The organism is Enterobacter sp. SCRI0065, from assembly GCF_059766475.1.
Genome location: NZ_JCBAJB010000007.1, coordinates 132,855 through 155,309, shown reverse-complemented (window position 1 = coordinate 155,309; position 22,455 = coordinate 132,855). Strand labels below are relative to the sequence as shown.

The window sequence follows — 22,455 nt, the reverse complement described above, 5'->3', positions numbered from 1 at the left end:
AGCAACCTTATGAGTCAGAATACGCTGAAAGTTCATGATTTAAATGAAGATGCGGAATTTGATGAGAACGGAAATGAGTCTTTTGATGAAAAAGCCTTAGTTGAAGAGGAACCCAGTGATAACGATCTAGCTGAAGAAGAGCTGTTATCGCAGGGCGCCACACAGCGTGTGCTTGACGCGACTCAGCTTTACCTTGGGGAGATTGGTTATTCCCCACTGTTAACAGCCGAAGAAGAAGTTTATTTCGCGCGTCGTGCATTGCGTGGAGATGTAGCCTCACGCCGCCGCATGATTGAGAGTAACTTGCGTTTGGTTGTGAAAATTGCCCGTCGTTATAGCAATCGTGGTCTGGCACTGCTGGACCTGATTGAAGAGGGCAACTTAGGCCTGATCCGCGCGGTAGAGAAGTTTGACCCTGAACGTGGGTTCCGCTTCTCCACATACGCGACGTGGTGGATTCGTCAGACCATCGAACGGGCGATTATGAATCAAACCCGTACGATCCGCTTGCCAATTCACATCGTCAAAGAGTTGAATGTTTATCTGCGTACGGCGCGTGAACTGTCCCATAAACTGGACCACGAGCCGAGTGCAGAAGAGATTGCTGAGCAACTGGACAAACCGGTTGATGACGTAAGCCGTATGCTGCGTCTCAACGAGCGCATTACCTCGGTTGACACCCCACTGGGTGGCGATTCCGAAAAAGCGCTGCTGGACATCCTGGCCGATGAAAAAGACAACGGCCCGGAAGACACCACGCAGGACGATGACATGAAACAAAGCATCGTCAAATGGCTGTTCGAACTGAACGCTAAACAGCGTGAAGTGCTGGCACGTCGTTTCGGTTTATTGGGGTATGAAGCTGCAACACTGGAAGATGTCGGTCGTGAAATTGGCCTGACTCGTGAACGTGTTCGTCAGATTCAGGTTGAAGGTTTGCGTCGCCTGCGTGAAATCCTGCAGGGACAAGGGCTGAATATCGAAGCGCTGTTCCGCGAGTAATCATCATTTCATCAAAAAAGGCCAGTCGAGAGACTGGCCTTTTCCTTTTGTGCGCTACGCCTGCGCGGTCTCGTGCAGGTGACGCCACAGGATTTTATCCCGGTGCTGCTTCAGGACGACCGTCGACCAGCGAACGGTTGTGAGTTTGCCTGGTATGCTCTGCGTTTCCCGATAGCGAAGCACCGCGCCTTCTGACCACTCCGCAATGTGTTCAATGCGATCGACGACAATATGCAGTCCTGAACGACTGCCGCGCTGGGCCTGAAAAATCGCGCTCAGGGTTGGGTAATCCAGACACGCTCCGGTTGGCGTTATCATCGTAAAATCTTCGCAAAAATGCGCCATCAGCGAACGAAGATCGCCCTGACCCTGACCTAGCCAGCTTTCGATGGCGACGTGCGCCGTCATGATTTCATCTGTGAAACGGTTCATGGTTGTTCCTTATGAAGGTAAGAAAGGATCTGCGGAGTGTTCAGGCGCAGCGCGCCGATTGCCGGTAGCAGGGTGATAACGCTCGCGGTCATAAACGTCCATTGCCAGGCAGCAGGCGACGGAAGTACGCTTTGCAGCGTACTTAGCAGCAGCGCCAGAAACGAAGTGCCAACAAGAAAGCTGAGCTGGCGATTCATATTCCATAAGGCGCTGGCGTCGGGCATGTCGCGATGAGCTACGGTGAGGAACGCGCTGCTTTGCGCACTGCTGCTACACAGGCTCCCACCTGCGCCCATCAGGGCAAAGAGGGCGACGAGCATGGCTTCTGACGCAGCCGGGGTAATGGTGGTCAGAAGCTCGATCCCGGTGGCCTGAAGCAGGCAACCGATGACGATAAGCGGGCGTGGACCAACGCGGTTGTAGTATTTTCCGGTGACGGTAATCGCGATAAAAGAGGCCAGCGACCAGGGGATCATCAGCGCGCCCGTCGCCGCTGGTGACAGATGTGCAATGCTCTGAAGATAAAACATCCCCACTATGCTTACCCCGATAAACATTCCCGGTACGCACAGATAAACCATCATCGAAAAACGCAGCAGTGGATTGGCCAGCAGGGGCAGATGCAGCCATCGGCGGGGCCCCGGCTCGCTGGCTTCGTTTTTGAGCCACAGGCATGCCAGCAGTAGCGCAAGCGCCGCGACGGGAAGCGTGGCAAAAAAGATCCAGCGCCAGCTCAGCGACTGGACCAGTATCCCACCCAGCCCCGGCGAGCAGGCTGGCGCGAGAAGCGCTACCAGCATCACCACCGACGAAAGTCTGGCACGCTCGTGCGGTTTAAACTGCTGCCAGGTGAGCGCCTGTCCAACCGGAATTAACAAGCCTCCACCGATGCCCTGAATGACGCGCCAGGCGATCAACTGACCGAGCGATCCAGACAATCCGGCCGCCAGCGCGGCGACGCTAAACAGTAGAAGCGACACGATAATCACCCGCCGTGCGCCAAGATAGCGCGTCAGCGGAGCGCTAAAAGGGATGACCAGTGTCAGTCCGGCGATGTAGCCATTGCTGGTCCAGGCCAGTGCCGACACGGAGGCGTTCAGGGCAACCGACATCGCCGGAAAGGCGACGCTGGCGATAAACATATTGATAAGATCCAAAAAAAATCCCAGCAGATAAACCACGGCGACCTTGTTGCGATACGTCATTTTTATTCTCCGTTAAGGACCGTAATGTATCTGTGCAACAAAGACGAATAAACGCGCGGGCAGGCGATATACTGTCAAAATAATTTTGACAGTGGTGGCGAGCAGATGCTGAATTTGCAACGAATGACGTTTTTTGTGGCAGTAGTGGAGGCGGGCAGTTTCACCGCGGCGGCCGCAACCTTAGGACAGACGAAGGCGGTGGTGAGCTTTAACGTCCGCCAGCTTGAAAACGAGCTGGGAGTGACGCTGCTGCTGCGTTCGACACGTCGGCTGACGCTCACCGAGGCGGGCAGCGTCTTCTATCAGCGCGGCGTAGCGCTGCTGAAGTCGGCAGAACGTCTGCACGATGAGGTTCGGGCAAGCCATGCGGGGTTAAGCGGTGAACTGCGTATAACCTCAACGCCGGAATACGGGGCGCAGGTTGTGGTTCCCGCGCTGGCGGAGTTCAGCCGAATGCACTCTGGGCTGCGCGTGCGCCACGTTGCGTCTTCGCATCATGCCGATTTAATTTCAGAACGTTTTGACGTGGCGATAAGGCTCGGGACGCTGGCCGATTCCCGCTATCACGCGGCACGAATTTCTCAATTTGCCATTTTGCCCGTGGCAGCCCCCAAGTGGCTGGCGGAAAACCCGATAGACTCACTGGATGCCCTCGCAAAAGCGGACTGGATCGTTCATGACCGGCTGCCAGCACCGCTGCGCTGGCAGGTAGAAAATGCCGTTGGGGAGCGCACCACGCTGGAGATAACGCAGCCCGCCCGCTTATTTGCTGACAGCGCACAGGCGCTAATGGCGTTTGCGCTCGCCGGAAGCGGAGTGGCATTGCTGCCTGAATGGCAGGTGCAGTCAACTCTGACGCAGGGGCGTCTGGTCCGTATTTTGCCTGAGTATACTTTTGCCGCACAGGGTGTTTTTGCGGTTTATCCTGATGCGAAGCACGTTCCGGCCAAAGTGCGCACGTTTATCGATTTTCTGCGCGCGAAGATGGGATAGATCTCGCGGTATGCTGACGTAGGCGGGACACGCTAACTATGCCCCTCTGCCATTAACTGGAAGAGGGGCATGATTTTTACACCAGACTCTTCAACCGATAAATCCACTCCAGCGCCTGACGTGGCGTCAGGGAATCCGGGTCGAGATTTTCCAGGGCTTCAACCGCAGGAGACGTTTCTTCTGCTGGCACCAGTAACGACATTTGCGTGCCGTCAACCTGTGTCGCCGCAGCGTTTGGCGACAGGCTTTCTAGTTCGCGCAGCTTCTGGCGCGCGCGTTTGATAACCTCTTTTGGCACGCCAGCCAGTGCGGCAACGGCCAGTCCGTAACTTTTACTAGCGGCACCATCCTGCACGGTATGCATGAAGGCGATGGTATCGCCGTGCTCCAGTGCATCGAGATGGACGTTCGCCACGCCATCCATTTTTTCGGGAAGTTGGGTTAGCTCGAAATAGTGGGTTGCGAACAGGGTCAGCGATTTGATTCTGTTCGCCAGGCTTTCGGCACACGCCCACGCCAGTGACAGTCCATCATACGTGGAGGTTCCGCGGCCAATCTCATCCATTAACACCAGGCTATTTTCCGTGGCGTTGTGCAAAATATTGGCCGTTTCGGTCATCTCGACCATAAAGGTCGAGCGCCCACTTGCCAGGTCATCTGCGGCACCGACGCGAGTAAAGATGCGATCGATCGGGCCGATTTCAACCTGCTGTGCCGGAACGTAGCTGCCGATGTACGCCAGCAGGGCAATCAGCGCCGTCTGGCGCATGTAGGTACTTTTACCGCCCATGTTGGGGCCGGTAATAATCAGCATACGGCGCTGTGGCGACAGGCTCAGCGGGTTGGCGATAAACGGATCGCGCAGAACCTGCTCCACAACCGGGTGGCGACCTTCAGTAATGCGGATCCCCGGCTTATCGATAAAGGTCGGGCAACGGTAGTTTAACGTATCAGCACGCTCTGCCAGGTTCACCAGCACATCCAGCTCGGCCAGCGCGCTTGCGCTCAACTGCATCTCGGCCAGATGTGGCATCAGCATGTCAAACAGCTCTTCGTACAGCTGTTTTTCCAGCGCCAGCGCTTTCCCTTTGGAGGTGAGGACCTTGTCTTCGTACTCCTTAAGTTCAGGGATGATGTAGCGCTCGGCGTTTTTCAGCGTTTGACGACGCACATAGTGAATAGGGGCGTGGTGGCTCTGACCGCGGCTAATTTGAATGTAATAGCCATGGATAGCGTTATAGCCCACTTTCAGCGTATCGAGGCCCAGGCGCTCGCGTTCACGAATTTCCAGTTTATCGAGGTAATCCGTTGCCCCGTCGGCTAGCGCACGCCATTCGTCCAGCTCTTCGTTATAGCCTGGCGCAATCACGCCACCATCGCGTACCAGTACCGGTGGCCCTTCGACAACTGCGCGCTCCAGCAGCTCGCGCAGTTCGGTGAATTCACCCATGGTTTCGCGCAGTTTCTGCACCGGCGCGCTATCGACTTCGGCCAATTGCGCACGCAGTTCCGGCAACTGCTGGAAGGCATGGCGCATACGCGCCAGATCGCGTGGACGCGCCGTACGCAGGGCGAGACGTGCCAGAATACGCTCCAGATCGCCGACCTGACGCAGCACGGGCTGCAACTCAGTATAACGATCTTGCAAGGCACCGATAGTTTGCTGGCGGCTGACCAGCACGGCGGTATCGCGAACCGGCATATGCAGCCAGCGTTTAAGCATGCGGCTACCCATCGGCGTGACGGTACTGTCGAGCACGGAAGCGAGGGTATTTTCTACGCCACCCGACAGGTTCTGCGTGATCTCAAGATTACGACGTGTGGCGGCATCCATGATGATGCTGTCCTGCTGGCGTTCCATGGTGATGGAGCGGATATGCGGCAGGGTGGTGCGTTGAGTATCTTTTACGTATTGCAGCAGGCACCCGGCAGCACACAGGCCGCGCGGGGCATTTTCAACGCCAAAGCCCACCAGATCGCGCGTGCCGAATTGCAGATTAAGCTGCTGGCGCGCGGTATCAATTTCAAATTCCCACAGCGGGCGACGGCGCAGACCGCGACGGCCTTCAATTAACGCCGTCTCGGCGAAGTCTTCTGCGTAAAGCAGTTCCGCAGGATTGGTGCGCTGTAGCTCCGCTGCCATGGTTTCACGGTCAGCGGGTTCACTCAGGCGAAAACGCCCGGAGCTGATATCCAGCGTGGCATAGCCGTAACCTTTGCTGTCCTGCCAGATGGCAGCCAGCAGGTTATCCTGACGCTCCTGTAACAGGGCTTCATCGCTGATGGTGCCCGGCGTGACGATGCGAACGACTTTGCGTTCAACCGGGCCTTTTGAGGTCGCCGGGTCGCCAATTTGCTCGCAAATGGCTACCGACTCACCCTGGTTAACCAACTTCGCCAGATAGTTTTCAACGGCGTGATGCGGGATGCCTGCCATCGGGATAGGTTCGCCCGCCGACGCGCCGCGTTTGGTCAACGAGATGTCGAGCAGTTGCGATGCGCGTTTCGCATCGTCATAAAAGAGTTCGTAAAAATCGCCCATACGATAGAACAGCAGAATTTCAGGATGCTGAGCTTTGAGCTTCAGGTACTGCTGCATCATTGGTGTGTGCGAATCTAAATTCTTATTGTCAATCATAGACATAATTTACTTATTCCATTGAATTTAAAGTTAATTGTGATTTTAGTTATTATCATTAAGTATCACGTTGTCTCATAAGAAATCACCAAAACCCGCTTGTAAGTGTAGGTCAAAGTGTAGGTTGTTATGTAGGTTATGGTATAATTGTACTCAATAAACGCACAACCTACACTTGGTAAGAAAAGCTGTATTTTAGCCTAATTAAGTCAAGTGGTTAGCCATAAAATGGATCTTATATGACGGATAAATCAGCAGGCAAACCTTTGTCATCCAAAGCTATCGAAATGATGAAGCCCACGGACAAAAACAAAGCCGATACGGGTGAAAACCGGGGCTTGCGTGTGACTTGCGGCGCTTCTGGAATCAAGTCCTTTTTCTACCGCTATACTAGCCCAGTGACCAATAAGCTGTCACAGGTAAAAATTGGATGCTTCCCGCAAACCTCGCTTGCAATGGCCCGCATGAAGTTGCAAGAACTCAAACTGATCAGAAGTGAAGGGCGCTGCCCTGCGTCTGAACTGAAAGATGAAAAAAAACGATTATTAGAAGAGAGTCAAAAACCGAAAGCGGCAGTGCTGACAGTTGAAGGGTTGGTTGAGCTGTACCTGACTGAACGGATAGAAGACCGTAAAAGTAATGACGGAAAAATCATTCCAGGAGCGCGTGAAAAGAAAGGGCAAAAGGAGGTGCGGCGTACATTGGAAAATGATGCAGTTGCCAAACTAGGTGCGCGTGTTGCAGCAGAAATCACCCGTAAAGATATCGTCGAACTGGTTAATGGAGTCATTGAACGCGGGGCCAAAGTTCAGGCAGGAAATCTGTTGCGTGAACTATCTTCTGCCTATGAATTTGCAATTGGCTTAGGGCGCTTCGATGACAACTTTGCTAACCCAGCACTGTTAGCTAAATCCAGTCTACGCCAGACCAACATCAAACTGACCTGTGAACGCGGCACTCGAATTCTGAGTGAGAAAGAATTAGCTAAATTCCTCCATTGGCTTCCTGGCTCAGCTTATACGCCAACGATCAAAAACGTGTTGCGGCTGACGCTCTGGACTGGGTGCCGAACAGGTGAAATCTGCAACATGGCCTGGGAGGATGTTGATCTCGATAAGGGCACTATACATCTGCGAGAAACCAAGACTGGGGTAGAGCGTTATGTCCAGTTATCCGATCAGGCTATCGACTTCCTTAAAGTTTTACGTCTCAATTCTGATAAATATTTATTCTCTTCCCAGGCTACCAAAAAGCCAATTCAACAGAAGTACCTGACCGAAAATTCATGGCGTTTACGTGAAAGCGGTCAAATGCTTGATATACCTCATTGGACGCCCCACGACCTACGGCGTACTGTGCGAACAGGGCTGTCGCGCTTGCAATGCCCAAATGAAGTTGCAGAGGCTGTGCTGGGTCATACACGGGGTGGTGTGGAGGGAATTTATAACTTGTATAAGTATGATGCTGAGTGCAGGAAGTGGTTGCAGGTGTGGGCGGATTACTTGGATAAATTGCTTTAGACTACTGATTAGATGTTGAACCATGATATTGCTGCTATGGTATTGATTTATATCATTTTGTGAGAATTAATTTTTATTTGTACTCATAGGTGTACTCATTTTCGAGTTGGCTCGCATTCGTAATGCGAAGGTCGTAGGTTCGACTTCTATTGTCGGTACCATATTTTATCGTAAAATCAGCAAGTTATCGTTGCAGTGTTTTGCTTTATTCTGCATTAATGTGCAGTTTTGAGCGTTGTAGGTGTGGCAGAATTGTGGCAACAAGAATTGTCTAACTTAGTACAACAAAGCAAAAGCTAGTATAAGTTTAATTGTATGGCATTCGGTAATTCAAAGATCAACGTATTGTTTTTAAAGGTTTTTTTCGGAGTTGTCTTTTTATTAGATTAATTGAAGTTTCTCGGAAGAAAGCGTAAACTATAGGTGCTCTTTAGCGTATTGTGGATTTACCCTATGACTGGCTAAATCTAGTTGGGCGTTGCGCCAAACTCTAATTTATTGATTACATTTACAGTTGCGGAACAAACTTTTTGAGCCGCAATCCAGTAGGTTGCGGATCAAAAAGTTTGTTCCGCGGCTACAAGTAAAGAGCCTAGATCTCGGGATGAACAGGGAAGTAATAGCCCTTGTTCATCTCTTGATACTAGTTACTGACTGGTAAACGGAACAAGCTGGTAATGAGCATCGACTTTGAAACGACACTTAAAAAAGCTTATCCTGATTTTGAGGCACTTTTAAAATCTAGACCAGCGACGCACTACAAAGTATACAAAATCCCAAAGCGTACAGTTGGCTACCGTATCATAGCTCAACCTACGTCAAGAGTAAAAGCAATACAAAGGGATATAATTGAAACACTCAAACAACATGCTCATATTCACGATGCAGCCACAGCGTATGTTAATGGGAAGAATATATTAAATAACGCTAAGATACATCAAAACTCAGTTTATTTATTAAAGCTGGACTTAGTCAATTTTTTTAATAAAATAACGCCGGAGTTTTTATTTAAGGCATTAGCTAGACAAAAGCTAGATATTTCAGACACCAATAAGAATTTATTAAAACAATTTTGTTTTTGGAATAGAACAAAAAGAAAAAATGGTGCATTAGTTTTAAGTGTAGGAGCACCAAGCTCTCCTTTTATATCGAATATTGTTATGAGAAGCTTCGATGAGGAGATAAGCTCTTTTTGCTTATCAAATAAGATAAATTATTCAAGATATGCTGATGATTTAACTTTTTCAACAAATGAAAGAGATGTTTTAGGATTGGCACATCAAAAGGTAAAATCAACTTTACTTCATTTTTTTGGCCCACGAATTATAATTAACAATAACAAAATTGTATATTCATCAAAAGCTCATAACCGTCATGTCACTGGAGTAACTTTAACTAATAATAATAAATTATCAATAGGAAGGGAAAGAAAAAGATACATTACTTCCTTAGTATTCAAGTTTAAAGAAGGCAAGCTTTCTAGTGTTGATACTAATCACCTTAGAGGCTTAATCGGTTTTGCTCATAATATTGAGCCTACTTTCATTGAAAGACTTGAAAAAAAATATGGAAAATCAACAATTGAGTCAATCAAGAAATACTCTGAAGGCGGATGAAATGGAACAGAACTTACCGAGTAGAATAACTAAATTAATTAAAAAATCGGAAAATGGTGATTTTGCTACTTCTTATCAGCTTTATAAGATATTTGGCTCAAATGAGTACGGAGTTGAGCCAGATGAAAAAATGTCTAATTATTTTAAAGAGTTATCAGCAAAGCAGCTAGAGGGCGGTCAACTGAGAGTTGCTGATATTCGTTTGGAAAACTATAAAGGGTTTGAGTCCCTTATAATGAATTTTTCACTGAAAAAAAACTCAACAATTTTAGTAGGGAATAATGGCTGTGGGAAGTCGACGATTCTCGATGCAATTCAGAAGGGAATGACACATCTCTCCTCAAGACTATCTACTCGCTCACATAATGGCGATAGTATTGAAAAGCATGAGTTAAAAAAAGGTCAAAACTATGCTTCGATCGTAATAAATTACGACTATATGGGAGTACCTTTCCCTATGACCATAGCTATGACAGAACCTGGTTATGAGGATAGAGCAAAAAGTAACTATAGCGGGATTAATGAATTAGGTAATATTTTCAAAACAGCCAATTCAATAAATAAAAACACTTTATTTCCTTTAATTGCAATGTATACAGTTGAAAGAGCTAATGACGTTTCAACCAAAGATATTGAGAATTCAGCAGAAATTAAAGAAGCTCAAATTTGGGATAAATTCAAAGCATATAATAAGAGCTTGACAGGAAGGGCTGATTTTAAATTATTCTTTAGATGGTTTAAAGAACTTATAGAAATTGAAAATTCTGATAATGCTGATATAACAGCATTAAGAGCAGAAATACGAGCTAAAGAAAAGGACTTAGACAATCCATTATTAAAAGCTCTACTAGCAGAAAATAAGGATTCTCAGACTACTAAAAAGTTGCTAGAAGATCACAACAATACTTTGAAGGTTTTAAAGGATAAATTAAATAGCTATTATTCAATCAATAGTAAAACATTACATACTGTTGAAGATGCAATTTATTCTTTCCTGCCGGGATTTAGTAACCTTAAGCTTCAAAGAGCTCCTCTTGATCTGATTGTGGACAAAGAGAACATTTCTTTAAGTGTTTTGCAATTATCGCAAGGTGAAAAATCCATTCTAGCTCTAATTGCTGATATTGCTCGTAGATTGACACTATTAAATCCAAATAGCGTCAATCCATTAAATGGCACTGGAGTTGTGTTAATTGATGAAATAGATCTGCACTTACACCCGTCATGGCAGCAAAATATTATTCCGCGGCTTGAAAAAACTTTTAAAAATATTCAGTTTATAGTTACAACTCATAGTCCTCAGGTTTGTCATACTATTGATAGTCAAAATATATGGTTATTAAAGAATGGCCAAAAGTTTAAGGCACCTAAAGGAGTTCGAGGGGCCATATCTTCTTGGGTATTGGAGAATTTGTTTGAGGTTGCTCAAAGGCCGCCAGATGATAAGTACACGAAACTCTTAAAAGAATATAAAGATTTAGTATATTCAGAAGAATATGCTAGCGATTACACAAGAAAGCTAGGTGCTACTTTATCCCAACATTTCGGTCCGGATGATGAAACCTTAGTAGAGTTAAAGCTTGAAATTGAAAAAAGAATTTGGGAGGATGACTTTGAAAAGGATCAATAAAACTCAGGAGGATCAATTCTTTATCAACTTCAAAGCTCAGAATCCAAATGGAACTTGGGATGATTTTAGGAATCATGAACAAGGTGTTTTGTATAAGAGGCTCAAGCAACACATTTGCAATGATCAAATGTACCTTTGTGCGTATTGTGAGATAGATTTAGATTGTGAAAATGAACATGAAATAAAAGTGGAGCATTTCAAATCTAAATCTGGTTCACTTCCAGGTGGCATTAACTGGCATTTAGAATGGTCTAATCTCCTAGCTGTATGTCTTGGTGGTACAAACGAAGGTGATGATTATCAATTACCAGTGAACCTTAGTTGCGATTCATATAAATCTCATTATGAAGACAAAAATAAAGTCATTGATAAAGACTGGACAGGGAAAATTCTCCTTCCCCTCACGCTTCCAAATTCGCACAATTTATTTGTTTTTGACAAAGGTACAGGTAAATTGCTACCTAATGAGTCATACTGTAATAGCATTAGTATAGATGGGAATCCTGCTGCAGAAACACTAGGCATTGTTAATAAAACAATAGAGGTTTTAAATTTAAATTGTAGCAGGCTAAATAACGCCAGAATGAAATTGCTATTTCTCTTCAATAAGTGTGCACGAGAAAAAGATTTAAGAAAAATGCATAATTTACTGATGCAATGGAGTCAAGGTGAACCTAAGTTTTTTCAGATGACACGAGATATAATTATTCGTGAAAGCAAAATTTGCCAAGGATTATTGGACGGAACGATACGATATTAATAACGGGAAATTTCACATGCGCAGGTCTCATCTTTTTAATCGTTCTGAATAACAATGAATAAAATATTCTGTGCATGATATTAATCTCGTAAATTAATATATTTAGAGTATGCCCAATCATTATAATTATTACGTAGGTTCCACCATAAACAAACATCGGTATTAAATATAGCTGATAGAAATAAATATTCTTTCTCTGTTAGTGAAGATTCATTTTTCAGAATGTCAATCATTCTTTTATAAGAAACATTCATTTTATTAGATAATTTATATGCTAACATTGCTAATGGCTTTAAAAACTCTAATGACAGCATTTATCGTAGGTTATAGGTGTAGCACTTTTCGTCTTAATTGCAAGGTTGCGGGCGATGTTCAGCTCTTTGTAGATGCACTTGCTTCTGGTCATATATCGGCAAGTGTTCAGGAAGTATTGTGGTATTAGTTCCCTGAGAGTAACTGCACTTTACATGCTATGAGCGGTTTTTTATCAGTTTCACTGGCCGCTGATATAGCTGTGACCCTACATTTCCCTGGCAATTTAGATGTAATGATGAAGGGAGTGTCAATTGGCAGAGCTACATCTTTTTTCGCTGTCTTAAGTTCGAGGAACCAACATAATGTGGCAGCAGCGATAATGGTAACAATAACAGCTAAGACCTTTTTCATGGAATATCCTTTTGGGTTAAAATATTAATTACATCACCCAAAAGGAACCCTGATGTTAACTTGATTATAAGCCAGATACGTTTATATAAAATTGCCCATTACTATCATCCGTTTTCTGGATGTTATAGGTTATCGGTATCTCGTTTGTTTTTGGAAGTTTTGATTCATCATCCAACATAGTCATTTGCAGATTGGCAGAACATTGATAAACGTCTACGGATGAGTCATGTTTAACTGTCCTGATATTGATGACTTTTAACATGAGGCTATCTGTATGCTTTGGCACCATGCCGGATAGTTGTGAGTTTCTGAGTTGGTCGAATTGTTTATTGATCTGCTTCTGTGCAATGTCAATTACAAGGTTCTTAGCTTCTTCGCTATTACATTTTGGTGTACTATCTCCGCAGCCGACTAGCAAGCCAGCAGATATAAATAATAAAACCAATCTTGATTTCATTTTATCAATCCTTGTTAAAAATGTTTTTTTTAGAATGTTCACTTTCCAGGCGTATGCGTTCAACTATTCGTGCAGCGCGGTTATAGCCCACACGGAAGTGAAGTTGTACGGTTTTGACGTTAATTTCCGTTAACCCTTCCTGAATAATTAGCCGAAGTGTTTTGTTGTAAAGCGCTGCATCCATTTTATTGCTAAGATCATCCCGCTCTTGTCTACCCATTGTCCTTCTCTCAGTTTCTCCGTGCTACTTCTTCCGGTAAATCCCATCCATCGCTCCCACGGCAGTCATACCGCAATAACCTTCACATCCCTTGGTCATTACCGCAATTTTACCGTTGCTCTGTTCAGTGATAACCGCGACGCATTGGCTGGACGTATCGTTATAAAGCCAGCGATGTTTCTGGTTTTTCCCGGCACCAATAGATTGCGCTGAGCCTTCCATATTGCAGATACCAGAAGCATCCTTACTTGCTGCATTAATACTGAATTCCACATCTTTCCCGCCTGCTGTCATGGTTAAGGCACCGTTTGGTTTGACGTACTCTGCGGCGGTTGCCATTGCTGATGTACTCAACAGAAGGGTGGCCAAAATGACGATTTTCATGATTTATTCCTTGTCATTTAATACGAATGTTTTTAGTGATTTTCCCGAATGTCAGCGGTCTGCGTTTTTCAACATAAAAATAGGCTACATTGAACGCCGACTTTTTATGATTGCCCTTGCCAAGAGAAGGCCAGTCGCGGAAAGCATCAATCTGGCCTTCTGAATAGGGAGTGGTAGAGAAGTCGAACAGTACGAGCAATGCTTTGCCGTCATACTTCATCAATTTCTTCATTTCAGTGCTATTAACCGTGGCGGATACCGTTGATTTGGCTGCGGTGGGTTTACGGACGGCGAACTCAACAGCCACATCATCAATGACAAAGTCGATATAGCCGTTCCCCGTAATGGAGCCAGGGAGCTTTCCTTGCACTTCTGGCGAAACATCATCAGAGAAACAGCCTAAAAGGTAGCAACGAACCAGTGGTAGAAGTTCCCTTTCACTACACTCATTTAAGCGTAGTGTTTTTACAAACTCAGTGCGGTAAAGGGAATGAAAGAAGTACTCAAAGCTTTTCGTTACCGAAGTGATGGTGGTAGCCATGGCTAATCCTTGCCAGAGTGTATTGAAGGTTGTTTATCAAAATAACGGCTGGGCCATATCTCCTCGGGCACCATGCCCAACGCCGCTGCTATCAACCGTTCGGCCTTCGGATAGTGCTGACTAAAGGCATTATTCAGTGTACGGGAGCCTAATCCCTGATCGCGGGATAACTGCGCCAGGCTTAATCCACGCTTGTGTAGTGCAGCCACAATGTCGGCCCTGTGCCAGTCCTTAGCCCTTCCTTTAGTTCGCTTTTTTTGCGATGCTACGTGGTTATTCACAGTGTTAACCCCTCTGTATCAGTACAGGGATATTAAATGCGAATAAAAGGAACTTATCAAGTTCTCTTTGTGGTTTTTTTGGGTTCCTTCTTTTAACGTATTGATATTCTGGATTAAGTTTATGAAAAATATTTTGGGCGTTTCATCTACTACTTTTGAGAATGAAAGTGACAGTGAACAATGGCTTTCGGCACAGGCATTCGTTGGATTAGCGGGAATGCCGGGTACGGCTAAGGGCTGCCGCCTGCGTCTTGAGAAGCTGGCAGTATTGCACCCTGAAATCAAAAGAAAGAGAACCGGGCACAAGGGCTTTGAGTACAATATTCGCGCTGCGGGAATGTCGCTGAAAAGTGAGCGGGCAGAGCAAGCCACTCAATATGTCGTTTCTCCGTATGGTACTGACGAACAGCTTAATCTCTGGGTTCAGTTGTTCAAGACGATGAAGCCCCATTCCCGTGACCGCTTGTTGAAGCAGGCACTTGAACAGGTGGCTGACGATCTTGCGTTAACCCAGCCAGCTTTGCCAACAGAAGTGATTTCACTGGCGCATCAGTTACTGACGTTTTCGGTGGAGCAGCGTAAACAATTGCTGGAGGCTATTTCGAAGTAATTTCGTGCTGAAACTATTATTTCCCTGAGTTGCTTCCTTCCTTTCTAATTTACATAGCAATAGTTTCTTTGTGAAACTATTTGCTCGTTATATATTGGTTTGATATAATGCCATTAGTGGAAAGTGTTATTATTAGCAGCTAGTCAGTCATGCAAGTTATCATTTAATTAATTGTTCGCTTAATAGTAATCTTTCACAGGAGTGGTAACTGTATTTAAAGAACACTAGCCTGACTATTTTTTATTTAGGCTTGATTTATTTAACGATTATATTAAATGAAGCTAATTATTTACCAGTCAAATAACGTATGAGATTGAAATGAACAAAATACATCAGGAAGGGCTTGCTATGCCCGTCGCCCAGGAATTAATAAATATTATATTAAATGAGGTGGGAAGCCCTCCACCGCATAAAACTCGAATTATAGCCGTCAGTTTGTTATTTAAAGACCTGAGTTACAGCGCTGAAAAGGGTGGTTACCATCCTGTCGAAATACGGCTTATTTCACACAGTGATGAATGGTGTTTTGATTACATTACTGATTACAGTTATATGGGGACAGTATACCCCGAACTGGAAAAGGAAATTGATATCAGCTGGAGTCAGCAATACGTCTTTTTGGCTCATGTGGGTGACCTGTCTCTTAACGCCGGAAGGGAGCTGTTTGAACTCTGGCAATCCAACTTTATTCAATATCACGCCATGAACGTCTACGCCATTACCGTTCTCTGGGAAAGCTAATCCCTCTGCACTAACCATAACTATTTATGAGGAATTATCTGTGACTGATAACAGAGGGATACGTGCGTCTCAACAGGGCGAACTGGATTGTCTTTGCGGTGCTTATTGTGTGGTGAATATGCTGAGCTGGCTGTATGACGGCAGGGTGAAACGACGCCCGTTAATGAACCGGCTTATTCAGGTTTATCAGCAGCGCTGGCCTTTGCATGAATGGCTGACTGAAGGGATTGAAGAAGACCGTTTAGACTGGCTGATGGCGCAGGTGTTGCAGAAAGGGCATTACAGCCGCCAGTTCCCGGCTCAAATCACCAGACCCTTTGCCGGGAAGCGGGGATTATCAGACGGGCGGCTTTTCAGGGAAATGCAGCGGTTTCTGGACGTCACTGACCATTCTCGCCTGATTATGCTCAGCGACCAGTTTCACTGGTCCCTTCTGGTCAAAATGGATGAAGAAACGCTCTATTTCTTCGACAGCAATGGGCGAAACACCATGCCCTGTAAAGCCTTTTCCCTGCGTACTGGCGTAACCCGCCGCCAGCTGTTTCCCGGTGCCATTTACTTCATTGAACGGGAGTTCTGAAATGACCATGTTTACCCAACGTGAAACCCGTATCCTTGACCAGGCGCAAGACATTATCAGCCGGTACTACCAGCGTGGGGTTCAACTCTGTTCCCCTGATGATGTTCGACGGTGCGTAATGGTTGAGCTGGCACCGCTTGAGCATGAAGAGTTTGGCATCATCCTGCTCGATAATCAGAATCAGCTGCTGCATCGCGAAATACTATTCAGGGGCACATTAAACACGGTCAACGTTCACCCCCGCGAAGTTATCAAACGTGTGCTGAAACATAACGCTGCCGCAGCCATCCTTGTCCACAACCACCCCAGCGGCGAGCCTGAACCCAGCCGTTGCGATATCCAGTTGACCAAAAAGCTTCAGGAACTACTGGAAATGCTGGATGTGCGGTTGCTTGACCACTTTATCGTGGCAGGGGCTGAAACAGTGTCAATGGCTGAACGGGGGCTGGTGTGATGCTGAAAGTTACTTGGTTTAATGTACGTTATCACGGTTACATATGAGCAGGGCAGTGTTACGTCAGGTCGTGCCTATGGTACAAACCACCGTGTTCGATGCGTATATTGGCGGTCTGGCACCATCGGGGCGGCGGGGTATCACCAGCCTGTTAGACCGCAGCGCAGGCATACTTAAACGCGGTGCGGATGCAGATAACTATCCCTGGGAACAACTAAACTACGCCGCTGTCGCTAAAGTACGTGCGGCACTGCTGGATTATGGTTACGCCGTGTCGTCGGTCAACATGGCGCTGTCAGCACTCCGGAGCATGGCGCAGACGGCCTTTAATCTCAATTGCATGGATGCCGAAACGCTGGCCCGTATCCGGTCAGTTAAGCGCGTCAGCGGCGATATCCAGCGTAAGGGAAGGGCGTTAGACAAGTCGGAAATCCGGGCACTGATTCAGGCTGCAAAACAGCATCCGCAACCGGTACGGCGCTGCCGTGATGTCGCTATTGTGCTGACGCTTTGTGGAACAGGCCTGCGGGCAGGGGAACTGGTTAAACTTGAGCGTCGGGACTATGACAACGGCATCCTGACAGTGAGGCAAGGGAAGGGGCGTAAATACCGTGAAATTCACGTGGCTGATACAGTAAACAAAGCTATCCGTGCATGGTTGAAAGTCAGCTCAAAAGAAACTGAAAACGCACTCTTCAGCCGTATTCAGCGTAACGGTAAGGCCGCCAGCAAGCTGCTGACTACGACCGGGTTAACAGGTATCCTGGCTGAGTTACAGCAGTCGTCAGGTATAGCGCGTTTTACTCCGCATGATATGCGGCGCACCTTCATTACCCGCTTACTGGAGCAGGGCGTGGATATCAACACCGTACGCCAGTTGGCAGGCCACAGCGACATATCCACGACAACTCGCTATGACTATCGTGATGAAGACATGAAAGTGAATGCTAGCAAGCGTTTTAAGTGCTGGTAGAGCATTTTTACCTGGATTTAGGAGGTTCTTTTTTTGATGTTCGGCTGACATTATTTCAATGCTGCTTAAGGAAAAACTTATTTCAATTCTCGTTTATTGTTCTTTTCAATCAATTCGCACACAGTGGCGATATCCAGTAAGTTTTCAATGTCATCAATATCCCATTTTGCCACTGTTTTGTTGATGTAACGATTAGGATTTAGAACTGCTTTTAGAGGCGTATAATCATTGTTCGTCATAAACGATGCTACGGAACGCAACATGCTTCTACTTCCCTCGGTTCCCCGCAAACTTGCATGCCTAAAAGCAACGATCTGATGAAGCCGATAGATCTCGTGGCTTAACGGACTATTGGCGGCGTGTACTGCAATCTCTGCAGTATCATGTTGTTTACTCAAAACGTGTTCATAGTAGTAGTTGATGCAACAGCTCAGTACATCAGCAATACCTTCGGTATCCTTATACCTTTTTCCTTCCTGAACGTAATGGTGCCCGTACTGATGTAGATACAACTCGGCAAGCTTTCTTTCAACGTCAAAGCCAAAATACAGCTTGAATTGTTTCAAACCGGACTTCCTTCTACTTTCCTCTTTGTTTCTCTTTCCAATGGTGTTTGGGCTGGGATCAATAACCATATTTCCAATGATTTTGCGAGGTTTATCCATTATAGCTCCGTATGCTTTTTGTTCAGTATGAGGCTCATAGTACTTTCGCACAAAAATCATTGATAGTGAACGTTAAGTGTACATTATGAGCCTCATTATTTCGGTGTTTTTAGCCTGGCGTTACCTAAGACACGGTGTTCTTCGGCTTTTAAAAGCTTAAAAGCTGCAATGTAAATGGCGTAGCTCCTGAAACAGCTCAAAGGAGCACAAGCATGAACACCAACCGTATTCTCCGCAAAAAAGAAGTTCTTAACCTGACCGGGATCTCGTCCGCGACGTTGTACCGGCTCATATCCAAAGGAGACTTTCCAAAATCTAAAAAACTGACTGGTGATAGCGGTCGGGCTGTGGGCTGGGGAGCAAATGAAATTCAAAACTGGATTCTGTCACGCGGAATTAGCGATACACAGTGATCTGTAAGCCTCGTACAACCCCTGACATACCAACCATATAACCAGTAACAGTGATGATACCTGCATATGAAGGGGGATCACTGTTACTGCTATGAGCTATCGGAGCAGAATATGATGCAACAATTTAATCGTGAACGGGTGACATCTTTACGTGGCAAAGTTCCTCTGGGCGTGAATAGTGCAGGCCAGTCTGTATGCGGAGGGTTAGATAAACTAGCTTGGGTCACGGACATGCATGGCTGGAAGAAAAATCTTGAACTCAAACAGCGGTTGCTTGGTCTTGTCTCGGGCGGTGACTACCTGATAAAAGTTCGTCCTGCTGGCAAGGATGAGTGCGGTGGACATTATCGCAGTGTGGTAGAAATACGACTGGAAGGTAAAACTCGTAAACACCCTATAATGCTGGTGATTTACTTTGATCCCACGAGTGACAAACGTGGTTTTCAGCGTACAGAAATCAGTCCCCAGCACTATTCTTCTGAGCAGATAACGGATTTATTCGTGTGGCTGGGGAAGGAAGGGCGTATTGGTAAGTATCTGTACTGGGGATTGCGCAATGCATGGATAACAACTATTCATTACGCGCTGGATGTAGTGGGAATGAAGATCCATGACTATTTGATTGGGTTAGCTTGTGTCCGAAGAGGGAAGTTTAATGACTTACATGGGGAACAAGAAGGATTACGGCTGGGCTCTAGGACCGTTGTAGCATCCATCTACGAAAAGGTTGATGCGCCGGAAATAAGTACAGAGAAAAGATATGAACAAGCGCTGCTTACGTTTGAGGAAAAACAGTTCCGCCGCTTCCTGCGTCTTGAGCTACGTTTGTCCCCTGGCAAGCAAAAGCTCATGCTAAGTAATCTACTAAAGATGGATAATCTGGTATCTAAACTCGCATTTTATGACCGCAATGCGTTGATAGATCCTGGACTTGAACCTGACTTTGCCCGATTACTCGGTGAGTATGTTCCTTATCCAGTTGCCCGAGCTGATTACAAGCCATCTGAGATGCTGAATGGTAAGCGCGTCAGCCCAACGAAAGATGCTGCTGACAAGCGCGTTGATAAACTCATGAAGCAGTACCTTATAGAGTTGTTTGATTCAGAGAGTATATGGACTCTGTTACCGCTAGTGGTGGAGAAGCTTGGAATTCTGGCGCAACCGCAATACTGGCAATTTGAGCACCGGCAGAAGTGGCTTCAATCGCGTCTGAAGAAGGGATAATGTTGGCAGGGCAGGGATGCCGTTTGTTTTCATGTTATAGCAATTGCGGAAATGTTAAATCAGAAACCTGAAAAATGAAGGTTTTAAACCGCCTATCGTTACCAGACTTTGGTGTGACAGACCGCCTAACTACCGGTGTCATTCTGTGTCAGATTCGCGCCTCGTACAATGGTAAGGGTAAACCGGCGATGACTTTCCCTGACTCTGACAATTGCAAGATTCGGCAGTTTGAGCAAAGTCGAGGTATCAAAAGATGAAAATTCAGGAAATAACATGTGTCTACAACCGCTATTGAATATTATCGGGGTGGAGTTGCACCGCTTAATAACCGGTAGCGTTTTACGTATCCGCTAATCCCATTCTGGCTGAGCTGATATTTATTCGCTACTTTCTTCTACAAGGTATATAGCAGTGTGTAATATGCTCTATATACACTCTATACTTATATTATTGTATATATGCTATTACATACTATAGCCATTATCCAGTATCAGCTATCATGAGGCTCCAGCCTCCAATATTATCATCTAATAATAACCATCTGAACCTTGTTGGGTTCACGCGTAATTTTGAGTAATTCAGTTGTAAATAAATGGGGTCAGAGCATGGTGCTTTGATCTCTATATACAGGTGAATTATGAAACCCTACATTACGCATAACAATATCCTTGTGACGGATTCAACGCTGGATTATTTCAAAGAAGTTGTTTTCAGTATTCCTTATAATGGTGTGCCAAGCCTAAAGCGTCCATTTTATCGTAATATAGCAGTATTCCTTCAGCATGTTATTTGTGTCGCTACCTGTAGTCGTAAGAACAAGAAAAAAGCAAAGATTAAGGCGAATAAAAAATGGTCTTATTCTGTGCCAGTACCATTTGAGCTGGGACGGAAGAAACTTCCCGGAGTATTTAAGAAAAGTGGGCCAGCCTATGAGCGTGCAATGGAGGCGCTGGCAATCGCAGGAATTATCAAACTAACCGGCTATTCCAATGCTCAAAGTTCTTGCCGGGAATATGCTGTTTCTCAACGTTTCCTGCGTAAGTTGTTTGGCAACGACCGCGAGGCATACCTTAGCCGTCAGGATCGTTACCATTATCTGACTGACATTTTCACCAAGCGTAAAAGCTACTCATTTGATGAACTGATCGGCGTTGCGATCGACCGTGGGCAGCATGCTAAACACAAGCAATCTAAACGCGATATCCCTAACGCAGCCTTCAGGGAGCTGGTTGTGAGAGTATGGGACAACCTTGAGCCGCTAGAAATCAATCTGGATGCATTGCTGGATTACTATAATGAGAATCCCACGAAGAAGAACAATGTATTCATTTTCAACTTCCTGTCGCGACTGGCTGAAACGGGCGTGGATCTGGTGAAAGAATCACCGTTAACGGTTTCTTACAGGCAATCTTATAAAACTGCGCATATCGGTGGGAGATCTTTTGAGGTTGGTACAGGTTTTCAGAGCTTGCCATCAGGTATTAAGTGGGCTTGCCTGGGACGTGGGCATAATTATGACATCAAGGGATGCCAGCTTGAGATACTACGACATGAGCTGTTGAGTATTGGCATTTCGGCCAAGTCGCTGGAGGTGCTCGAAACCAAATATATCTGTCGGGAATTGCGTGTTGTGGAAGAACTGGTGAAGCAATTCAGGTTTTCCAGCGTATTCAATGTCGGGTTTGTCACGCTATCACTAAAATCCAGCACCAGACGCTTGCTGAATCGCAAGTTAGGCCTGACAGAGGCAAAGCGAGTGCTAAAACGCTGGAAGCGTTTTTTAGCCCCTCTACGACGTGATTTAGCCGTACTGTTGGATAGTTACGAAGCTACAGCGAAAACCAATCGCTACGGTAAATGCGTTACCAATGCGGTAGGACAGCCATTCAACATGACCTATAAAGATGTGGTAGCGCGTAAACGCTGGAAGTCAGATGTCATGCGCCGAAAGTTGCTGTCTCATATGCTTCAGGGCTTAGAGAGTAAGGCGGTGTATGACTATGTCGCGAATCACAATTGCGTATGTGCACTGGAGCACGATGGTTTTGTTTCATACCGGGAAGTTACTGATTGGGACCACCCATATCTTATGATAGAGAAAAAGCATTAGAGGAGGTAATGTCGTTTACCGTGAGGGATATTGGTCCGCTTTGAGCGAGAAGCGGAAGTTCGCATTTGTCATGGTCATCGGGGAGCAGAAGGAAGGTCATACACGTCAAGCTGATTACCTCAAGCACAGCACCCAAGAGGCTGAATGTGACGACACCATGGGGTGTTGCCGGATCGATGACCTGAATAAAAAAGAGATAAAAAAGATAGAATTAGGTTTTGTAATATTTTTCTGCAGGTGCTCAGCCGTCACCGGCTTCCCCAGCAGCAACTCGCAGAGGTTGATGCAATCATCGATTCCATCGATCCCCGTTTTAAGCCGAGCCGCTCCGATGTAGTTC

The 22,455-nt window shown here is 46.0% G+C and carries 24 protein-coding genes; 14 read left to right on the top strand and 10 right to left on the bottom strand.

Annotated features, from left to right (window positions below; genetic code table 11):
- Window positions 1–9: 9 nt before the first annotated feature.
- The gene (gene rpoS, locus AC6EMZ_RS17940) at window positions 10–1,002 is read left to right on the top strand and encodes an RNA polymerase sigma factor RpoS (RefSeq protein ID WP_498404120.1); all 993 of its coding nucleotides are present in this window, start codon (window positions 10–12) and stop codon (window positions 1,000–1,002) included.
- A gap of 54 nt (window positions 1,003–1,056) precedes the next feature.
- Here the strand turns inward: rpoS and AC6EMZ_RS17935 are convergent, their stop codons facing one another.
- The gene (locus tag AC6EMZ_RS17935) at window positions 1,057–1,434 is read right to left on the bottom strand and encodes a DUF4440 domain-containing protein (protein ID WP_498404119.1); all 378 of its coding nucleotides are present in this window, start codon (window positions 1,432–1,434) and stop codon (window positions 1,057–1,059) included.
- Entirely contained in the window at window positions 1,431–2,639 is a 1,209-nt protein-coding gene (locus tag AC6EMZ_RS17930) for an MFS transporter (RefSeq protein ID WP_498404118.1), read from the bottom strand. Before AC6EMZ_RS17930 ends, AC6EMZ_RS17935 begins: the two co-directional genes overlap by 4 nt.
- 105 nt (window positions 2,640–2,744) lie before the next feature.
- Here AC6EMZ_RS17930 and AC6EMZ_RS17925 point away from each other — a divergent pair, with 105 nt between their 5' ends.
- Window positions 2,745–3,632 carry a LysR family transcriptional regulator gene (locus AC6EMZ_RS17925; RefSeq protein ID WP_498404117.1) on the top strand — a complete coding sequence of 296 codons (888 nt, stop codon included), beginning with the start codon at window positions 2,745–2,747 and terminating at the stop codon, window positions 3,630–3,632.
- A 76-nt stretch (window positions 3,633–3,708) separates the two neighbouring features.
- Here the strand turns inward: AC6EMZ_RS17925 and mutS are convergent, their stop codons facing one another.
- Window positions 3,709–6,276 (bottom strand): DNA mismatch repair protein MutS, encoded by a 2,568-nt coding sequence (mutS, locus tag AC6EMZ_RS17920; RefSeq protein WP_498404116.1) that lies wholly within the window; start codon window positions 6,274–6,276, stop codon window positions 3,709–3,711.
- Between the two features lie 233 nt (window positions 6,277–6,509).
- On the opposite strand from mutS, the gene AC6EMZ_RS17915 reads away from it, so the two are divergent.
- From AC6EMZ_RS17915 to AC6EMZ_RS17900, 4 genes are all read left to right on the top strand, one after another.
- Window positions 6,510–7,790, top strand: a complete 1,281-nt coding sequence (locus AC6EMZ_RS17915; protein WP_498404115.1) for a tyrosine-type recombinase/integrase — start codon at window positions 6,510–6,512, stop codon at window positions 7,788–7,790.
- A gap of 677 nt (window positions 7,791–8,467) precedes the next feature.
- The gene (locus AC6EMZ_RS17910; RefSeq protein ID WP_498404114.1) at window positions 8,468–9,406 is read left to right on the top strand and encodes a retron St85 family RNA-directed DNA polymerase; all 939 of its coding nucleotides are present in this window, start codon (window positions 8,468–8,470) and stop codon (window positions 9,404–9,406) included.
- A 1-nt stretch (window position 9,407) separates the two neighbouring features.
- Window positions 9,408–11,036, top strand: coding sequence for a retron Ec78 anti-phage system effector ATPase PtuA (gene ptuA, locus AC6EMZ_RS17905; RefSeq protein ID WP_498404113.1), 1,629 nt, complete (start codon window positions 9,408–9,410; stop codon window positions 11,034–11,036).
- Window positions 11,014–11,796, top strand: a complete 783-nt coding sequence (locus AC6EMZ_RS17900; RefSeq protein ID WP_498404199.1) for a retron system putative HNH endonuclease — start codon at window positions 11,014–11,016, stop codon at window positions 11,794–11,796. Before ptuA ends, AC6EMZ_RS17900 begins: the two co-directional genes overlap by 23 nt.
- A gap of 438 nt (window positions 11,797–12,234) precedes the next feature.
- On the opposite strand, the gene AC6EMZ_RS17895 is transcribed toward AC6EMZ_RS17900, so the two are convergent.
- The 6 genes from AC6EMZ_RS17895 to AC6EMZ_RS17870 form a co-directional block, all read right to left on the bottom strand.
- A complete protein-coding gene (locus AC6EMZ_RS17895) occupies window positions 12,235–12,462 on the bottom strand; it encodes a hypothetical protein (protein ID WP_498404112.1) in 228 nt (75 codons plus the stop codon).
- A 64-nt stretch (window positions 12,463–12,526) separates the two neighbouring features.
- Window positions 12,527–12,919, bottom strand: coding sequence for a hypothetical protein (locus AC6EMZ_RS17890; protein WP_498404111.1), 393 nt, complete (start codon window positions 12,917–12,919; stop codon window positions 12,527–12,529).
- A 4-nt stretch (window positions 12,920–12,923) separates the two neighbouring features.
- Window positions 12,924–13,139, bottom strand: coding sequence for a DNA translocase FtsK (locus AC6EMZ_RS17885; RefSeq protein ID WP_498404110.1), 216 nt, complete (start codon window positions 13,137–13,139; stop codon window positions 12,924–12,926).
- 24 nt (window positions 13,140–13,163) lie between these two features.
- The gene (locus tag AC6EMZ_RS17880) at window positions 13,164–13,523 is read right to left on the bottom strand and encodes an acyl-CoA dehydrogenase (protein ID WP_498404109.1); all 360 of its coding nucleotides are present in this window, start codon (window positions 13,521–13,523) and stop codon (window positions 13,164–13,166) included.
- 13 nt (window positions 13,524–13,536) lie between these two features.
- The gene (locus AC6EMZ_RS17875; RefSeq protein ID WP_498404108.1) at window positions 13,537–14,064 is read right to left on the bottom strand and encodes a hypothetical protein; all 528 of its coding nucleotides are present in this window, start codon (window positions 14,062–14,064) and stop codon (window positions 13,537–13,539) included.
- A 2-nt stretch (window positions 14,065–14,066) separates the two neighbouring features.
- Complete coding sequence (locus tag AC6EMZ_RS17870) at window positions 14,067–14,345, bottom strand: helix-turn-helix domain-containing protein (protein WP_094117749.1); 279 nt, start codon at window positions 14,343–14,345, stop codon at window positions 14,067–14,069.
- A gap of 121 nt (window positions 14,346–14,466) precedes the next feature.
- On the opposite strand from AC6EMZ_RS17870, the gene AC6EMZ_RS17865 reads away from it, so the two are divergent.
- From AC6EMZ_RS17865 to AC6EMZ_RS17845, 5 genes are all read left to right on the top strand, one after another.
- Window positions 14,467–14,955 carry a hypothetical protein gene (locus tag AC6EMZ_RS17865; RefSeq protein ID WP_498404107.1) on the top strand — a complete coding sequence of 163 codons (489 nt, stop codon included), beginning with the start codon at window positions 14,467–14,469 and terminating at the stop codon, window positions 14,953–14,955.
- Between the two features lie 348 nt (window positions 14,956–15,303).
- On the top strand, window positions 15,304–15,696 hold the full coding sequence (locus AC6EMZ_RS17860) for a DUF2787 family protein (RefSeq protein WP_498404198.1): 393 nt from the start codon (window positions 15,304–15,306) through the stop codon (window positions 15,694–15,696).
- Window positions 15,697–15,814: 118 nt separating this feature from the next.
- A complete protein-coding gene (locus tag AC6EMZ_RS17855) occupies window positions 15,815–16,276 on the top strand; it encodes a hypothetical protein (RefSeq protein WP_151260390.1) in 462 nt (153 codons plus the stop codon).
- 1 nt (window position 16,277) lies between these two features.
- The gene (radC, locus tag AC6EMZ_RS17850; protein WP_498404106.1) at window positions 16,278–16,730 is read left to right on the top strand and encodes a RadC family protein; all 453 of its coding nucleotides are present in this window, start codon (window positions 16,278–16,280) and stop codon (window positions 16,728–16,730) included.
- Between the two features lie 43 nt (window positions 16,731–16,773).
- On the top strand, window positions 16,774–17,703 hold the full coding sequence (locus tag AC6EMZ_RS17845; protein ID WP_498404105.1) for a tyrosine-type recombinase/integrase: 930 nt from the start codon (window positions 16,774–16,776) through the stop codon (window positions 17,701–17,703).
- Window positions 17,704–17,780: 77 nt separating this feature from the next.
- Here the strand turns inward: AC6EMZ_RS17845 and AC6EMZ_RS17840 are convergent, their stop codons facing one another.
- A complete protein-coding gene (locus tag AC6EMZ_RS17840) occupies window positions 17,781–18,368 on the bottom strand; it encodes a hypothetical protein (protein ID WP_498404104.1) in 588 nt (195 codons plus the stop codon).
- A gap of 212 nt (window positions 18,369–18,580) precedes the next feature.
- Between AC6EMZ_RS17840 and AC6EMZ_RS17835 the strand changes: the two genes are divergently transcribed.
- The 3 genes from AC6EMZ_RS17835 to AC6EMZ_RS17825 all read left to right on the top strand — a co-directional run bounded on the left by AC6EMZ_RS17835 (window position 18,581) and on the right by AC6EMZ_RS17825 (window position 22,115).
- Complete coding sequence (locus tag AC6EMZ_RS17835) at window positions 18,581–18,781, top strand: helix-turn-helix transcriptional regulator (RefSeq protein WP_447489353.1); 201 nt, start codon at window positions 18,581–18,583, stop codon at window positions 18,779–18,781.
- Window positions 18,782–18,892: 111 nt separating this feature from the next.
- Window positions 18,893–20,005, top strand: coding sequence for a hypothetical protein (locus AC6EMZ_RS17830; RefSeq protein WP_498404103.1), 1,113 nt, complete (start codon window positions 18,893–18,895; stop codon window positions 20,003–20,005).
- A gap of 637 nt (window positions 20,006–20,642) precedes the next feature.
- Window positions 20,643–22,115, top strand: a complete 1,473-nt coding sequence (locus tag AC6EMZ_RS17825) for a hypothetical protein (RefSeq protein WP_498404102.1) — start codon at window positions 20,643–20,645, stop codon at window positions 22,113–22,115.
- Window positions 22,116–22,455: the final 340 nt, after the last annotated feature.